The sequence below is a fragment of the Ralstonia mojiangensis genome (assembly GCF_023955645.1).
Taxonomy (GTDB): Bacteria; Pseudomonadota; Gammaproteobacteria; order Burkholderiales; family Burkholderiaceae; genus Ralstonia; species Ralstonia mojiangensis.
This window is the reverse complement of sequence record NZ_JAMXHU010000003.1, coordinates 693,789-709,675: the sequence shown is the minus strand read 5'-3', so window position 1 is coordinate 709,675 and position 15,887 is coordinate 693,789. Positions and strand designations below refer to the sequence as shown.

Here is a 15,887-nt window from a genome sequence, read left to right as displayed (position 1 = left end):
CCCCCGGACGCTATTTGCGCTGGGCCAGGCCGTCGAGCGCCTGTGCGCGCAACAGCTCATTCGAGGCGGTGAAAGTCTGCTGCCGGAGTTGCGCGATTTGCGCGGCGCGATCGGCTTCCGAAAGGCCGGTAAAGGCGTTGATGCGATCGCGTTCGCGCGTGTAGGCGTCGTAGCGGTTGCGCCAGTCGGCTTCTTCGCGGTTGCCCTGGATGAGGCGGTCGGCCACGAGGCTGTCCACGCCGCGCGCTGACAGGCGCTGGCGCATCTCGGCCTCGCTCATACCTTGTTTGGTCCACGCTTCCATGTCGCTGGCGAGCTTGAGCGGGGCGGAGGCATCGCGCCGCGCCTGTTGCACCGAGGGCGGCAGGTTGGCATCGATGGCGGCGATCCTGGCAGCGCGCTGCTCTGGCGTGAGCGACGGATCAGCCATTACGGCCAGGCGGTCGAGTGCGGCGGCGTCCATCGCTTCGTCATCGCCGTACCAGGCCTGGGCGACGTCCGCCCCCAGGTATTGGCGGCGCAACGCGGTGCGCTCGCTCAACTGCTGGCGTAGCGTGGCGATCAGCTCCGGCCGCTGCTGGACTTGTTCGAGGCTCGGCTTGTTGCGGCCGGTGGTGCCATTTTCAGACGCTGCCTTGCGATAAGCCAGGTAATGCTGCAACAGCGATTGCGCCTCCGCCAGCGCGGGCGTGATCAGCCTGGCGCGCAGATGGGCCTCGGCCATCGACACACGCTGTGCTTCGGGCAGCGACGCGGGCACATCCAGGAAGTAGTCGAACACCGCACGGTTGGCGGCTTCGACGATGAGGTGGCCGTGCGCATCGACGTGCAGGCCGTCCGGCGCCTGGGTGTCGGCCAACTCGGGTGCGGCCGCGGCGGTCGTCAATGGTTCGCCGCCCACGCCGCCGATGAATGCGCCCTTGGCCGCCTGCGGCTGCGAAGCCACAGGCGTGTCCGATGCATCCGACGTGTGCCACCAGTAGACCCCGCCCGCCACCGACACCGCCACCAGCACGGCGACAACAAACGTCATGGGTTGTATCGATGGCGATTGGGGCTTCATCGTGGCGATCGGCGTTAGGCGATTAGAGGGTTAGAGACCTGCCGTCTTCAGTCGATTGGCCTGCGTGCGGATCACAGCAACGGGGTCAGCGGCGCCCCAGCCGATCAGGCCGAGCAACTGGTTGACCTCATCCAGGTGGTTCCACGCGTAATCCGTCGACAAGACCTGCCCGAACTTCGCGCTGCACACGGAGACGAGCCCGTCGTTGGTTCCCGAGCCACGCGCCTGCATGACGCCGCCGCTGAACACCAGCACCGGATCAAACACGTCGAGAAGGTTGGTGGCGGTGGAGCGGCCCGTCCACGAATACAGTTTCTGCACGTTGCCGTTGCGCACGTCGGTGGCGCTGCCGGTGTTGCACCCGCTGGCCAAGCCCGCGCTCGGGAAGGCCTTATTGAAATCGGCCGCGCCCGACGTCGACAGGATATGCAGCGCCGCAAAACCGTTCTGCGGATTGCTATTGCCGTTGAACCAGCCGAGCACCGAGCCGAATATGTCGGCGCCGAGATTAACGAGCGCCTGGAACGGCGCCGGTGTCGACTCCACAAAGTCCGCAAACTCCGACCCCTTGTGCGGTGTGCCGATGGTGGTGACGGAGGCCACGAGGTTCGGTACCACGGCTGCCGCGTAGCGCGATGTCAGCCCGCCCTGGCTGTGTCCAATGAGGTTGACCTTGGCGGCGCCCGTGGTGGCCAGCACGCTGCGAATCTGGCTGACGAGTTGTTCGCCGCGCACGGTTTCATCGTTGAAGGCGGAGACATCGGCCACGTAGACATTGGCGCCGTTGGCGCGCAGGTCTTCGGGGATCTGGTACCAGTAATCGACCACGCCGAGGAACTTGCTGGTGCCCGAAAGGCCGTGCACCAGCACGATCGGGTACTTGGTGGCGGCATACGTGCTGGCGGCCTGGGCCGGTGCGGCCGCACCCAAGGTGAGCGCGGATGTGGCCAAGACGGCGGCTGCAGCGTGTGTGCGCAGGAAGCTGCGCGCTGATCCATAGACAGCATGGAGCAGGGAAGTCTGTGACATTCGGTTGTCTCCTGACATTGGATAGGTGGTCGACCTCTGTGGGCCGATCGCCCTCCGTTATCCGAAGCGCCGTGTCCAACGTCAACTGGAGTGGAGGTTTGGCTCTAATGCTGCGCTGCCGCGTGCGCAAACAAAAACCGGAGGGCGAGCCTCCGGTTTCGTAGGGTGCGATGCAGCAACGTCGCGCCTCTTACTCTTCTTGAAACGCCTCCGCGCGTTTCCTGTTGATAGCCGGCAGAGCCACCAACAAGATCAGGATGCCCGCTGCAATCAGCAGCCCCAGCGACAGCGGGCGCGTGACGAAGGTGGAGAAATCCCCGCGCGAGAGCAGCAGCGCGCGGCGGAAGTTTTCTTCCATCATCGGCCCGAGCACGAAGCCGAGCAGCATGGGCGCCGGTTCACAGCGCAGCTTCACGAACATGTAGCCGATCAATCCGAAGAGCGCCGTCTGGAAGATATCGAACGTTGTGTTCGACACCGAATACACGCCGATGCAGCAGAACACCAGGATGGCCGGATACAGAAAGCGATACGGCACCTTCAACAGACGCACCCACACGCCGATCATCGGCAGGTTCAGCACGATCAGCATCAGGTTGCCGATCCACATCGAGGCGATCAGGCCCCAGAACAGCGCGGGGTTGCTGGTCATCACCTGGGGGCCGGGCTGGATGTTGTGGATGGTCATCGCACCCACCATCAGCGCCATCACCGCATTGGGCGGAATGCCCAGCGTGAGCAGCGGGATGAAGGACGTCTGCGCGGCAGCGTTGTTGGCCGATTCCGGACCGGCCACACCTTCGATGGCGCCCTTGCCAAACTCGTGTGAATACTTCGACGTCTTCTTCTCCAGCGAATACGACGCGAACGACGCCAGCGTCGCGCCACCGCCGGGCAGGATGCCCAGCAGCGAGCCGAGCGCCGTGCCACGCAGCACGGCCGGGATCATGCGCTTGAAGTCTTCGCGGCTGGGCCAGAGGTTGCGCACGTGCTCGACAAAGGTTTCGCGGTGCTCTCTCTGTTCGAGGTTGGCGATGATCTCGGCAAAGCCGAACACGCCCATCGCCACCGACACGAAGTTCAGCCCGTCGGCCAGCTCCGGCACGTCAAACGAATAGCGCGCGGTGCCCGAGTTCACGTCGGTGCCGACCAGACCGAGCAACAGGCCCAGCACGATCATCGCGATCGCCTTGATGAGCGAGCCCGAGGCCAGCACCACCGCCCCGATCAGGCCCAGCACCATCAGTGAGAAATACTCCGCCGGCCCGAAGTTAAACGCGAATTCCGACAGCGGCGTGGCAAATGCCGCCAGCACCAGCGTGGCCACGCAGCCCGCGAAGAACGAGCCCAGACCCGCGGTGGCCAGCGCCACACCTGCGCGGCCCCGTCGGGCCATCTGATAGCCGTCAATGGTGGTCACGACCGATGACGATTCGCCCGGCAGATTGACGAGGATGGCCGTGGTGGAGCCGCCGTACTGTGCGCCGTAGTAAATGCCGGCCAGCATGATGAGCGCGGCTACCGGCGGCAGCGCATACGTGGCGGGCAGCAGCATCGCAATGGTGGCGATGGGGCCGAGACCAGGCAGCACGCCGATCAGCGTGCCAAGCACGCAGCCGATGAACGCGTAGATCAGGTTCTGGATAGACAGTGCGGTGGAGAAGCCGAGCGCGAGATTGGCAAAGAGATCCATGGTGTCGTCCGCGTCTCGCTCAATTGCCGATGAAGGCGGGCCACACCGGGAACTGCAGCTTGAGCCCGTAAACAAAGGCCGCGAGGCTCATCACCACCATCACGATGGCGGTGCCGACCGCGCCTTTGAGCGTGAACTCGTGGCTCGCCATGCTGGAGACCAGCACGAGCACCACCAGCGAGAGCACCAGCCCCAGCGGTTGCAGGAGCAGCCCGAACAGCACCACCGAGCCGAGAACCCACAGCAGCGTCTTGACGTCCCAGCGCGGAATGCGATCGATCACGCCCTTGCGCGACAACGATTGCACGACCACCACCACGCCCAGCAGCACGAGGACCACGCCCAGCCAGAACGGGAAGTAGCCGGGCCCCATGCTGCCTGCCGTCCCCATGCGGTAGCTGCGCGCCAGAATGGCAAACGCTGCACCGGCGACGATGAACATGACGCCGGATGCAAAGTCCTGGTGACTGCGGATCACCGGACGACCTTGTGGATCGTTCTGCAAGTCTGGTCTCCTCGGAATGGCGTGCAGCGCCGGGTGTGGCAGGCCGCCTTATGCCTTGTAAGGCGCCCAAGTTTGCACGCTAAGCAGACCGGCTTTCAAGCACCTTGCGGAGGGGAGGATGGACCGTGTCATGGTCCGGCGCGGCGCCTGGGCAAACGATTCAGGGTTTGTCCCTAGCGTTGCCCTGGGGAAAACTTGGGGCCGGGCAATGCGGTTGCGCGGCCCCATGCATTTACATGCCGATACCGCGCGCCATCAACACAGCCGCCAGCGGAATGAAGATGATCAAGTGCGATTCGATCATGACCCAACGCCGCGTCTTCGCAATTTCCGAGGGCGTGGGCACGAAGTTGGGCAGCGTCTTGCCTTGCTTCTTCCAGCGCAGGATGTTGATGGTCGGAACGATCGACATCAGCCCGACCAGAATGAACAGCCCGACCTTGACGTGGAATACCGGATTGTGAACGTAAAACGCGTAGCCCTTGGCGCCGTAGAACACGCGTAGCAACCCGGTGATCAGCACCGCCAGCGCGGCGAAGCCGAACACAGCGTCATAACGTGCCAGGCGCTGGCGGATCTCGGGCGTCATGTCCGGGCGAAGCACCACGGCCTCGGCGGTGAGAAAGACGATCAGCGTGAAGATCGAGATGTAATGCAGGTAAGCCAGCAACGCATCAAGCCACATGAGGACCTCGTCTTGGGTGGAAGAAGTTGCGATTAGATGACGCCTTGCGCGCGCAGTGCTTCGATCTGCTCGGGCGAGAAGTCGAGCACGTCGCGCAGCACGGTTTCGGTGTGCTCGCCCAGCAGTGGCGGGTGGCTCGCGGCCTTCGGTGGCGTGGCGCTCATCTTGACCGGGCTGCCGACCAGCTTGACCTTACCGGCACTCGGGTGAGGCAGGTCGACGCGCAGTCCGCGCGCTTGCACCTGCTCGTTGTCGAACACCTCGTCGAGCGAGTTGATCGGGCCGCACGGCACGCCGGCGGCTTCGAGCTTGTCGATCCATTCGCCTTTGCCGAAGCGTTTGACCATCTCGGCCAGGATCGGCACCAGCACGTCGCGGTTGGCCACGCGCTGCGGGTTGGTGGCAAAGCGCGGGTCGTCGGCCAGCTCGGGCATGCCGCCGGCTTCGACAAAGCGGCGAAACTGGCCGTCATTGCCGACTGCCACGATGATCCAGCCATTGGCGGCCTGGAACGTCTGATACGGCACGATGTTCGGGTGCGCGTTGCCCCAGCGCTTGGGTGCCTGACCGCTGGCCAGATAGTTCGTGTTCATGTTCGCCAGCATCGCCACCTGCACGTCGAGCAAGGCCATGTCGATGTATTGGCCCTCGCCGGTGCGATCCCGATGGGCAAGGGCGGCCAGCACGGCCACGGTGGCGTACATGCCGGTCATCAAATCCGAAATGGCTACGCCGGCCTTCTGCGGGCCGCCGCCAGGCAGGTCGTCGCGCTCGCCGGTCAGGCTCATGAAGCCGCCCATGCCCTGCACGATGAAGTCGTAACCGGCGCGCGCGGCGTAAGGGCCCGTCTGGCCGAAGCCGGTGATGGAGCAGTAGACGAGGTCCGGCTTTACCGCCTTGAGCGATGCGTAGTCGAGCCCGTATTTCTTGAGCTGGCCGACCTTGTAGTTTTCGAGCACCACGTCCGCATGTGCGGCGAGCTTGCGGACGATGTCCTGGCCCTCTGGCGTGCTGATGTCGACGGTGATCGAGCGCTTGTTGCGGTTGGCCGCGAGGTAATAGGCGGCTTCGGCGGTGTTGTTGCCCGCTTCGTCCTTGAGCCACGGCGGGCCCCAGGTGCGCGTGTCGTCGCCGGCGCCGGGGCGTTCTACCTTGATGACGTCAGCGCCGAAATCGGCAAGATTCTGCGCGCACCAGGGGCCGGCAAGCACGCGGGTCAGGTCGAGAACACGGAGATGGCTCAGAGCGCCCATGGATTGACGAATCGACACGATTGGAACGGGTGCACTCTACACCACGCCCAGGCAGGCCCTCAGCCCTACGCGACCAACCGGGGGAAATGCGGCGCAGAATGGACGCGACCGGGGCGCGAACCCCGTATAATCAACGGTTTGCACTAATCCAAGGCGCTCAGGAGCGGATGCTCCGAGGCGCAATGCTGACTCCGGCACCCCGCGACATGAAAGCCTCCGATATCCGCCAAAAATTCCTGACGTTCTTTGAGGGCAAGGGCCACACCGTGGTGCGCTCCTCGCCGCTGGTGCCGGGCAACGACCCGACGCTGCTGTTCACCAACTCCGGCATGGTGCAGTTCAAGGACGTCTTCCTTGGAACCGACAAGCGCCCGTACGTGCGCGCGGCCTCCGTGCAGCGCTGCCTGCGCGCCGGCGGCAAGCACAACGACCTGGAGAACGTCGGCTACACCGCGCGTCACCACACGTTCTTTGAAATGCTGGGCAACTGGTCGTTCGGCGACTACTTCAAGCTCGACGCCATCACATGGGCGTGGGAACTGCTGACCAAGGAATACAAGCTGCCGGCCGACAAGCTCTGGGCCACCGTCTACCAGACCGACGACGAGGCCTACGACATCTGGACCAAGGTCATCGGCCTGCCGCCCGAGCGCGTCGTACGCATCGGCGACAACAAGGGTGCGCCGTACGCCTCCGACAACTTCTGGCAGATGGCCGAAACCGGCCCGTGCGGCCCGTGTTCGGAAATCTTCTACGACCACGGCCCGGACGTGTGGGGCGGCCCCCCGGGAAGCCCGGAAGCCGACGGCGACCGCTACATCGAAATCTGGAACAACGTGTTCATGCAGTTCGATCGCCAGCTCGATCCGGCGACCGGCGAATACACGCTGACCCCGCTGCCCGCACCGTGCGTCGACACCGGCATGGGCATGGAGCGTCTGGCTGCGATCCTGCAGCACGTGCACAGCAACTACGAGATCGACCTGTTCCAGGCGCTGATCGCCGCCGCCGCGCGTGAGACCAACACCAAGGATCTGGCCAACAACTCGCTGCGCGTGATTGCCGACCACATTCGCGCGTGCTCGTTCCTGATCGTCGACGGCGTGATCCCGGGCAACGAAGGCCGCGGCTATGTGCTGCGCCGGATCATCCGCCGCGCCATCCGCCACGGCTACAAGCTCGGCTGCCGCGCAGCGTTCTTCCACAAGCTGGTGGACGATCTTGTGGCGCAGATGGGCGAAGCCTATCCGGAACTGCGTGAGGCGCGCGACCGCGTGGTCGAAGTGCTGCGCACGGAAGAAGCCCGCTTCTTCGAGACCATCGAGCATGGCATGTCGATCCTCGACGCCGCGCTGGGCGAGCTGAAGACCTCTGGTGCCAAGATGCTCGACGGCGAACTCGCCTTCAAGCTGCATGACACCTACGGTTTCCCGCTGGACCTGACGCAAGACGTCTGCCGCGAGAACGACGTGATCGTCGACGAAGCCGCCTTTGACGCTGCCATGAACCGCCAGCGCGAGCAGGCACGCGCGGCCGGCAAGTTCAAGATGGTCGCTGGCACGCTCGACTACACCGGCGACAAGACCACCTTCCACGGCTACGACCAGCTCGTGCGCGAAACCGCGCGTGTGACGGCGTTGTTTGTGGACGGTGCATCCGTGCAGGAAATGCATCCGGGCCAGACCGGCGTGGTGGTGCTGGACCACACCCCGTTCTATGCGGAATCGGGCGGTCAGGTTGGCGACCAGGGCACGCTCAAGGCTGCGACCGTCTGGTTTGACGTGGCCGATACGCTCAAGGTGCAGCCGGAAGTGTTCGGCCACCATGGCGAGCTGCGCACCGGCGTGCTGAAGGTTGGCGATGCCGTGGCGGCGGAAGTGGACGCTGTGCGCCGCGCGCGCACCATGCGCAACCACTCGGCCACCCACCTGATGCACAAGGCCCTGCGTGAAGTGCTGGGCAGCCACGTGCAGCAGAAGGGCTCGCTGGTGGATGCCGAAAAGACCCGCTTTGATTTCTCGCACAACGCGCCGATGACGCCGCTGCAGATTCGCGAAGTGGAAGCGCGCGTCAACGCAGAAATTTTCGCCAACGCCGCGACGAGCGCCCAGCTCATGGGCTTTGACGATGCGGTCAAGAATGGCGCGATGGCGCTCTTCGGTGAAAAGTACGGCGACGAAGTGCGCGTGCTGTCGATTGGTTCGTCGAGGGAACTGTGTGGCGGCACGCACGTGGCGCGCACGGGCGACATCGGCCTGTTCAAGATCGTGAGCGAATCGGGCGTGGCAGCGGGCATCCGCCGCGTGGAAGCTATCACCGGCGACAACGTGCTGCATTACCTGCAGACGCTCGATACGCGCATCAACGAAGCGGCCGCCGCGCTGCGTGCACAGCCGTCGGAACTGACGCAGCGCATCGGCCAGGTGCAGGATCAGGTGAAGACGCTGGAGAAGGAGCTGGAGCGCCTGAAGTCGAAGCTGGCCGCAAGCCAGGGCGACGAACTGGTGAGCCAGGCGGTGGACGTTGCCGGCATCAAAGTGTTGGCCGCCAAGCTGGATGGCGCCGATGCCAAGACGCTGCGCGAGACCATGGACAAGCTCAAGGACAAGCTGCAGACCGCGGCCATCGTGCTGGGCAGCGTGACCGACGGCAAGGTTGCGCTGATCGCCGGCGTGACGGCCGATGCCACCGCCAAGGTCAAGGCCGGTGAGCTGGTCAACTTTGTTGCCCAGCAGGTCGGCGGCAAGGGCGGCGGCCGACCGGACATGGCCCAGGCCGGCGGCACGGAGCCGGACAACCTGCCGCAGGCGCTGGCCGGTGTGGCAGCGTGGGTGCAGCAGAAGGTCTGATGTAACGCCTTCGCATCGGATGCGCTGAACGGCGCGCGTTCCCGGCAACGGGGCGCGCGCCGTTTTTGTTTTGGGGCAATCAGCGAGGCGGCGTAGTTTCCAGCTGGAAGACGCGCAGCCGCTCATTCCGATCGCCATGGCGGGCGCCCGACCAGAATTCGGTCCATTCCTCTCCGGGCGTTCGCGCGTGCGCATGGCTGTCCTGGACGATCAGCCATCGGCACTTGTGGGCGGAGGATTGTGCAACGGGTCGGTGCAGGATGCCGGTGAAGTAGCGCAGCATGGGCGCTTCCGATTCGCCCAGATGCAGGCTCGCCATGCAATCATCGGCGCGCCATGCCGGCGCCAGCTTGGCACTGAGGCTGTCGAACACAGACCGATAGCTCTTGGCCTCGTCCAGCCAGGGCAGCAGCAGGGTGCCGATCAACCCCCAGCCCACCATGGCACCGGCTGCCCACGACATCGCGCCGCGCCAGGCGCCGGCTTGTTTCAGCCGTGGCAGCAGCCAGAGCCATCCCCCTGTCAAGGCGAGCGCTGCGGCCACCAGCGTGGGGTCAAACGGCAAGGTCCAGTCGACCGGCAACCAGCGGTCGAGCCAGAGCAGGCTTGCATGCGATGTGTTTTCCGTCATGACGGCCCACAGCAGCCACGCAAGCAGCACGATGCTGCCGAACAGCGCGCGGCTGAAGTAGTCCCACATGGCGTGCACGCGCATCGGCAGCCGCGCGATCGCTTGCTGGCCGAGCATCGCCAGCGGCACGATGAACGGCAGCAGATACAGCGGGCGGGCTGTCGCCGAGACCTGAAGTGCAAGCAGCCCCACAGCCGCGAACACGAGGGGTAGCGCCACACGCGGTTTACGCCAATCTCGCCACGCGCCCCCAGCCAGTGCGACGAGCGCGAGTGGGCCGGCCGGAAACCCGATGGTCAGCAGCGAATGCCAGACGTAGAACGGATCGTCGTTCTCCGCGCCCAGCACGGGTACGGAAAAGCCCAGGAAGCGGCCGATGTTGTTGTCCCAGAACCAGACCTGGAAGAGATCTGGCGCGCGCAGGTAGAAGAGCGTCGGCCAGATCGTGGCGAATGGAAGGAAGACCAGCACCGCCGTGCCGAGTTGTCGCACGAACGCGCGACTGCGGCACGCGGGAAGCAGCACGCACGCGCTGACGATGGTGATGCAGAACACCAGCGGAATGAATACGCCCTTGGCCAGCAGCGCCATCCCCATACCGATGCCGAGCAGCCATGCGGAGCCGCGTGAACGTGCTGCCGGCAGCGCGCATTCGAACAGCCCGCAGAAGCCGATGGCGGTGCCTGCCAGCAATGCCACGTCGGTAATCATCTCGTGGGCGTGCTTGACGACGATCAGCGAGCCTGCGCACAGCGCCACCGTGCCGAGCACACGCGCGTCCATCCAGGAAGATGCATCTGTCGCCGCCCGTGCGAGCCGCGCCGTGAACGCAAGAGCCAGTCCGGCAAACAGCGCACTCGCGAGACGCGCGGCGTCATGCGCGGCCAGCACGTCGGCCAGCAACCAGACAAGCGCGCTTGCCGCCCACGCATAGAGCGGTGGTTTCTCGACAAAGGGTTGGCCGGCGCTGACCGGTACGATCGCGTCTCCGGTTGCCACCATGTGCTGGACGATGCCGAACGTATAGGTTTCGTCCTGCTTCCATGGGTCGTGGCCGAGGGTGCCGGGCAGCAGGTAGGCGCAGGCGATCAGCGCGACGAGGAGCCATTTGCGCAACGCATGCCATGGCCATGCGCGCACTGATGGGGCAGTGGGGGCGATCACCCCACCTGAGGCGAGCAGGGCAGGATTTGCTGTGAAGTCACGCACGTGCGTGGTCGCGGCGGGCGTGTGTGCGCTCCGCCGTCCAGGGCGTGTGGGTTCCTGCATGGTGCGAGGTTTCCGGTTTGCCGGATGCGGCCCGGAAGGTGGCCGGCCGATCGGCTTGGATGTCTGACAGAACGCCCCGATCCGGTTCGGGTGGGGCGGTGTGCAGTACATCACGCACAACTTACGGAGAACCTGAGCGGCGCGTCACAAACCTGAGCAACGGATTTCCATGGGGCACGCCGCGCGGCTTTCAGGGCACGGCGCGCCCCGCGTTGGGGCTTGTCTGCGCCATGAGAACAAGCTCGGGAACGCGGCCCGGCTGGAGACAGGCCCCGCCATGGCCTATACCGGGAAAACGTTGCCGATTGTGTAGGGATTGTGTGCCGCTTGGCAGGCAATTTGCATCGGTGGCGCGCGCTGTTCCCCACAGCGCGGGTTGATCCCATTCCTATCCCCAAATCCGAGGAGAACCATGAGCGTCCTATCTGACAAGGTCGACGCCCCGCCACCGCAGCCGCCGCACCGGCTGCTCGGGCGCAAAGGCAAACGATTGGCGCGTGCCGTCGCGGTTGGCGCGTTGCTGGCGGCAGGCGTTGGCGCGTCAACGCAGCCGGGTGCGCAACTCGCACCGGAGTCGCACGCGCGCAAGGTCAAGGTGCTGATCATCAGCATGTTTGCGCCCGAGGCGCAGCCGTGGATCGACAAGCTTGGCCTCACGCAAGAGGTGCCGGTGCCGGGCCTGTCCATCGACTATCCGAACGTCCATTGCAACGCGAGCGACGTCTGCCAGCTCACCACGGGCATGGGCAAGGCGAATGCCGCGTCGTCGGTGTCGGCGCTGATCTACAGCGGCAAGTTCGATCTGCAGCGCACGTACTTCCTTGTGGCCGGCATTGCGGGGATCGATCCGTCGCAGGGCACGCTCGGCAGCGCTGCGTGGGCGCGCTTCCTGGTCGACAGTGACATTGCCTGGGAGATCGACGCGCGCGAGGTGCCCGCCAACTGGCCCAACGGCTTCATCGGAATCAACACACAGGGCCCGGGGCAGAAGCCGCCGCTGGATTACAAGACCGAAGTCTTCCGCGTGAACGAGGCGCTGCTGCAGAAGGCGCTGGCGCTTTCCAAGGGCGCGGCGTTGGACGACAACGCAACTGCACGCGCCTATCGCGCCAATTACCCGAGCGCACCGGCCAACCAGCCGCCATCTGTCGTGCAATGCGACACCGCGGCGGGCAACACGTACTGGCACGGCGCCAAGCTGGGCGAGCGCGAAGCGGCATGGGTCAAGCTGCTGACGGACGGGCAGGGCACGTACTGCACCACGCAGCAGGAAGACAACGCCACGTTCGAGGCGCTTACGCGTGGCTCCAAGGCAGGCCTGCTCGACCTGCAGCGGGTGGCCGTGTTGCGCACTGCATCGAACTTCGACCGGCCGTATCCGGGGCAGACGCCGTATGACTCGCTGGTCAACAGCAACTCGGGCGGGTTCGTGCCGTCGCTCAACAACCTGTATCTGGCGGGCGGTCCGCTGGTCAACGAGATCGTCACGCGCTGGAGCGTGTGGAAACACGGAGTGCCTTCGCCATGATCGATTCCCGACTCAAGACCCCCATGCGATCCATCGCCAAGCTTTGTGCGGTCGGTGCCGCTGCGCTGACTTTGAACAGCTGCGCGTTCGATGGCGTCAAGGTCATCGTCATCAACATGTTCCAGGGCGAGGCACAGCCGTTCATCGACCGCTACGACCTCAAGGAGAAGGTCTACATTTCTGGCCTGTCACCCGACGCGCCGAACATGCTGTGCAACTACGACGGCATCTGCCAGGTCACCACGGGCATGGGCTATGCGAATGCCGCGTCGACGATTTCCGCGTTGCTCTATCGCAGCAAGCTTGACCTCTCGCACACCTACTTTGTGATTGCCGGCATTGCGGGCATCGATCCGGGGCAGGGGACGGTGGGCTCGGCGGCGTGGGCGCGGTATGCGGTCGATTACGGTCTCTCGCACGAGATCGATGCGCGCGAGATGCCGGCTGGCTGGCCGTACGGTTACTTCGGCATCGGCACCAAGGGCCCGGGCGAGAAGCCGCCGATGGACTACCGCACCGAAGTGTTCCAGCTCAACGAGACGTTGCTGCAGCGGGCATACACGCTGTCGAAATCGGCGACGCTGGAAGACAGCCCAGAGGCCATCGCCTTCCGCAAAAACTATGCGTATGCGCCGGCCAACCAGCCGCCTGCCGTCATCCAATGCGACGTGGCCTCCGCCGATACCTGGTGGGCCGGCCGCAACTTGGGCCAGCGTGCGCGTGACTGGGTGAAGACCATGACCGACAACAAGGGCACGTATTGCACGACCGCGCAGGAAGACAACGCCACGCTGGAAGTGCTGACGCGCGGCGCCCGTGCGGGCAAGGTCGACTTCAGCCGCGTGGCACTGCTGCGCGCCGGGTCCGACTTCGATCGCCCCTACGATGGCCAGACCGCGTCCGACGGGCTCATTAACTACGCGCAGCAGGGTGGTTTTGTGCCGGCTACGCACAACCTCGTCAATGCGGCCAAGCCGTTGTTGGACGACATCGTGCAGCACTGGCCCCAGTGGAAACAGGGGGTGCCGGCGAATTAACAGTTGCTGACATCACATTTCAATCTATATAATGCGAATCATTCTCATTTGATGGATGGCGATGGGCAATTTGCTGACCGCTGACCATCGCTCTTGCCGGGCGAGCCAGCGGGTTCCACCTGCCAGCCAACGGATCGACGCGCCGCGTGATGTTTTGCGGCGCGTTTTCTCTTCTCTCAGCGCATTTCCGCGCGTCCGGTTTCGCCAATCCTGATCGACCCTGTTGCCCGCGATGAACCGTCATCTCGCGGCCCGCGCGTTCTCCTGCGCGCTCGCCGCCATTCCTCTTGCCGTTTCTACATTGACACATGCCGAAGAGAGCCAGCCGGCCGCAGGTGCGGCCACGGTCGACCTGAACGAGACGACCATCACGGCAGGCAGCCAGCGGGGCTTTGCGGCCAGCACGGCACAGGTCGGAGCGTTCCGCGGCATGGCGTTGCGCGACATTCCCGCCACCGTGAACGTGGTCACGCGCGAGGCGCTCGATGCGCAGCAAGACACGTCGCTGTACGACGCCCTGCGCAATACGGCGGGCGTGACGCGCCAGCAGCTTTCGGGCGAGACGTTCGACAACCTCGCCATCCGCGGCGTGACGCTGGAGAACCGCACCAATTTCCGCTTCAACGGCTCGATGCCGATTCCGGCGCTCACGGCAATCCCGCTTGAAGACAAGGAGCGCGTGGAAGTGCTCAAGGGCGTGTCGGCGCTGTATTACGGCTACACGACCCCGGGCGGGGTGGTGAATCTCGTCACGAAGCGCGCGGGCAACACGCCGGTCACCGCGCTCGGCATGCAGTTCGACAGCAACGGCACCGTCGTCGGCACGCTCGACGTGGGGCGCCGCTTTGGTGAAGACAATCAATACGGCCTGCGTTTCAACGCGGCGGGCGGCTCGCTGCAGTCGCCGACGAGCGGCATTGACGGCACGCGCCAGCTTGCGGCCGTGGCCTTCGACTGGAAGGTCAACAGCCGCCTGAGCCTGAAGGCCGACGTGGAATACTCGCGCAAGGTCATCACCGAGCAGTCGGTGGTGACGCTGCCCGCCGCCAAAAACGGGGTCATCACCTTGCCCACAATGCCCGACCCGGCCAAACGCATTTCGCCGGGGTGGGCCGACTTTGACGGCAACAACACCAACGCGTTGCTGCGCGCCGATTACGCGCTTGCCGATACGTGGCTGCTGACGGTGGAGGGCGGCATGTCCGAGACGGCGCGCACGCGGGCGTTCTCCGAATTTCGCCTGACCAACGCGGTGACGGGAGCGGGCACAGTCTCTGGCCAGCGTCAGAGCGGCCGCTGGAACACCAGCCACGTGCGGATGGATGTTTCCGGCACCGAGAAGACGGGGTGGATCACGCATGACCTGACCTTTGGCGTTGCGCGATCCGACATGCGCCAGGCGGCCGTGTACTCGGACCGCTTCTCCGGCGCGCAGAATCTGTACAACCCGGTCGACCTCGGCTGGTTGCCGACCACGGGCACGGGCTTCACCGCCGAGCAGCGTGCCGTGGATACGGGCGTCTACGCGCTGGATCGCATGACGCTGTCGCAGCACTGGCAGGTGATCGCCGGCCTGCGCTACACGCGCTACACCAGCGAGCAGGCGCCCAATCGCTACGAGGCCAGCAAGACCACGCCGCTGGGGGCAGTCATCTACAAGTTCACGCCGGCGCTGTCGGCATACGCGTCGTACGCACAGGGCCTGGAAGCCGGTGCGCGCGCGCCCAACACGGCCGCCAACGCCAATGTGGCCATGCCGCCTGCGCTGTCGGAGCAGAAGGAAGTGGGCATGCGCTATGAAGCACCGGCCGGCACGCAGCTTGCCGCTGCCGTGTACGACATCGACCGCGCAGCGAGCTACACCAACGACGCGAACATCTTCGTGCAAGACGGCCGCGAGCGGATTAGGGGCGTCGAGCTGACGGCGCAGGGCCGCGTCACCAAGGACTTGTCGCTGCTGGCCTCCGCCGGGTGGACGGACGCGAAGTTCCGCGGTGTCGGGAACGGCCTCGACGGAAAAACGCCGGAAAACACGCCGCGCAGCACCGCCAGCCTCTTTGCCGAATACACGTTGCCGACGTTGCGTTCGATCTCATTCAATGCAGGCGCCTATTACCTTGGCCCGCGCCCTGTGAATGATGCCAACCAGGCAGAGCTGGGCGGCACGACGCTCTTCAGTGCAGGCGTGCGCTACGTGACACGCATCTCGGGCAAGCTGGCAACGCTGCAGTTCAATGTCGACAACCTGACCGACAAGCGCTATTGGGCGGGCGCCGGCAACAACCGTTTGTCGATGGGCGCGCCGCGGCTCTTCAAGCTCGGTATGAAGATTGATTTGTGATGCG

The 15,887-nt window shown here is 64.9% G+C and carries 11 protein-coding genes; 4 read left to right on the top strand and 7 right to left on the bottom strand.

All coding sequences use genetic code 11. The features are described 5' to 3' along the window. Window positions 1-10: 10 nt before the first annotated feature. The 6 genes from NG898_RS15450 to NG898_RS15425 form a co-directional block, all read right to left on the bottom strand. Window positions 11-1,033: a lipase secretion chaperone gene (locus NG898_RS15450; protein ID WP_252693217.1), complete on the bottom strand. Its 1,023-nt coding sequence runs from the start codon at window positions 1,031-1,033 to the stop codon at window positions 11-13. Between the two features lie 60 nt (window positions 1,034-1,093). After that, window positions 1,094-2,092, bottom strand: a complete 999-nt coding sequence (locus NG898_RS15445) for a lipase family alpha/beta hydrolase (protein ID WP_252693215.1) — start codon at window positions 2,090-2,092, stop codon at window positions 1,094-1,096. 190 nt (window positions 2,093-2,282) lie between these two features. Beyond that, window positions 2,283-3,785, bottom strand: a complete 1,503-nt coding sequence (locus NG898_RS15440; protein ID WP_252693214.1) for a tripartite tricarboxylate transporter permease — start codon at window positions 3,783-3,785, stop codon at window positions 2,283-2,285. A 19-nt stretch (window positions 3,786-3,804) separates the two neighbouring features. After that, window positions 3,805-4,227 (bottom strand): tripartite tricarboxylate transporter TctB family protein, encoded by a 423-nt coding sequence (locus tag NG898_RS15435; protein ID WP_252693457.1) that lies wholly within the window; start codon window positions 4,225-4,227, stop codon window positions 3,805-3,807. 295 nt (window positions 4,228-4,522) lie between these two features. After that, complete coding sequence (locus NG898_RS15430; RefSeq protein ID WP_252693212.1) at window positions 4,523-4,975, bottom strand: DUF2214 family protein; 453 nt, start codon at window positions 4,973-4,975, stop codon at window positions 4,523-4,525. Window positions 4,976-5,007: 32 nt separating this feature from the next. Further along, on the bottom strand, window positions 5,008-6,228 hold the full coding sequence (locus tag NG898_RS15425; RefSeq protein WP_252693456.1) for a CaiB/BaiF CoA transferase family protein: 1,221 nt from the start codon (window positions 6,226-6,228) through the stop codon (window positions 5,008-5,010). Between the two features lie 206 nt (window positions 6,229-6,434). Here NG898_RS15425 and alaS point away from each other — a divergent pair, with 206 nt between their 5' ends. Then, a complete protein-coding gene (gene alaS, locus NG898_RS15420) occupies window positions 6,435-9,077 on the top strand; it encodes an alanine--tRNA ligase (RefSeq protein ID WP_252693210.1) in 2,643 nt (880 codons plus the stop codon). Window positions 9,078-9,156: 79 nt separating this feature from the next. On the opposite strand, the gene NG898_RS15415 is transcribed toward alaS, so the two are convergent. Continuing rightward, window positions 9,157-10,977, bottom strand: coding sequence for an ArnT family glycosyltransferase (locus NG898_RS15415; protein WP_252693208.1), 1,821 nt, complete (start codon window positions 10,975-10,977; stop codon window positions 9,157-9,159). Between the two features lie 412 nt (window positions 10,978-11,389). On the opposite strand from NG898_RS15415, the gene NG898_RS15410 reads away from it, so the two are divergent. The 3 genes from NG898_RS15410 (at window position 11,390) to NG898_RS15400 (ending at window position 15,883) form a co-directional block, all read left to right on the top strand. Then, a complete protein-coding gene (locus tag NG898_RS15410; RefSeq protein WP_252693206.1) occupies window positions 11,390-12,505 on the top strand; it encodes a purine-nucleoside phosphorylase in 1,116 nt (371 codons plus the stop codon). Continuing rightward, window positions 12,502-13,542 carry a purine-nucleoside phosphorylase gene (locus tag NG898_RS15405; RefSeq protein ID WP_252693204.1) on the top strand — a complete coding sequence of 347 codons (1,041 nt, stop codon included), beginning with the start codon at window positions 12,502-12,504 and terminating at the stop codon, window positions 13,540-13,542. The genes NG898_RS15410 and NG898_RS15405 overlap by 4 nt, the downstream gene beginning before the upstream one ends. A 232-nt stretch (window positions 13,543-13,774) precedes the next feature. Then, window positions 13,775-15,883 (top strand): TonB-dependent siderophore receptor, encoded by a 2,109-nt coding sequence (locus tag NG898_RS15400; RefSeq protein WP_252693202.1) that lies wholly within the window; start codon window positions 13,775-13,777, stop codon window positions 15,881-15,883. Window positions 15,884-15,887: the final 4 nt, after the last annotated feature.

What these genes read in the sequence shown, in the direction of transcription:
- NG898_RS15450 (WP_252693217.1), bottom strand. Translation starts at nt 1,033, where the DNA reads ATGACGTTTGTTGTCGCCGTGCTGGTGGCGGTGTCGGTGGCGGGCGGG.
- NG898_RS15445 (WP_252693215.1), bottom strand. Translation starts at nt 2,092, where the DNA reads ATGTCACAGACTTCCCTGCTCCATGCTGTCTATGGATCAGCGCGCAGC.
- NG898_RS15440 (WP_252693214.1), bottom strand. Translation starts at nt 3,785, where the DNA reads ATGGATCTCTTTGCCAATCTCGCGCTCGGCTTCTCCACCGCACTGTCT.
- NG898_RS15435 (WP_252693457.1), bottom strand. Translation starts at nt 4,227, where the DNA reads ATGTTCATCGTCGCCGGTGCAGCGTTTGCCATTCTGGCGCGCAGCTAC.
- NG898_RS15430 (WP_252693212.1), bottom strand. Translation starts at nt 4,975, where the DNA reads ATGTGGCTTGATGCGTTGCTGGCTTACCTGCATTACATCTCGATCTTC.
- NG898_RS15425 (WP_252693456.1), bottom strand. Translation starts at nt 6,228, where the DNA reads ATGGGCGCTCTGAGCCATCTCCGTGTTCTCGACCTGACCCGCGTGCTT.
- alaS (WP_252693210.1), top strand. Translation starts at nt 6,435, where the DNA reads ATGAAAGCCTCCGATATCCGCCAAAAATTCCTGACGTTCTTTGAGGGC.
- NG898_RS15415 (WP_252693208.1), bottom strand. Translation starts at nt 10,977, where the DNA reads ATGCAGGAACCCACACGCCCTGGACGGCGGAGCGCACACACGCCCGCC.
- NG898_RS15410 (WP_252693206.1), top strand. Translation starts at nt 11,390, where the DNA reads ATGAGCGTCCTATCTGACAAGGTCGACGCCCCGCCACCGCAGCCGCCG.
- NG898_RS15405 (WP_252693204.1), top strand. Translation starts at nt 12,502, where the DNA reads ATGATCGATTCCCGACTCAAGACCCCCATGCGATCCATCGCCAAGCTT.
- NG898_RS15400 (WP_252693202.1), top strand. Translation starts at nt 13,775, where the DNA reads ATGAACCGTCATCTCGCGGCCCGCGCGTTCTCCTGCGCGCTCGCCGCC.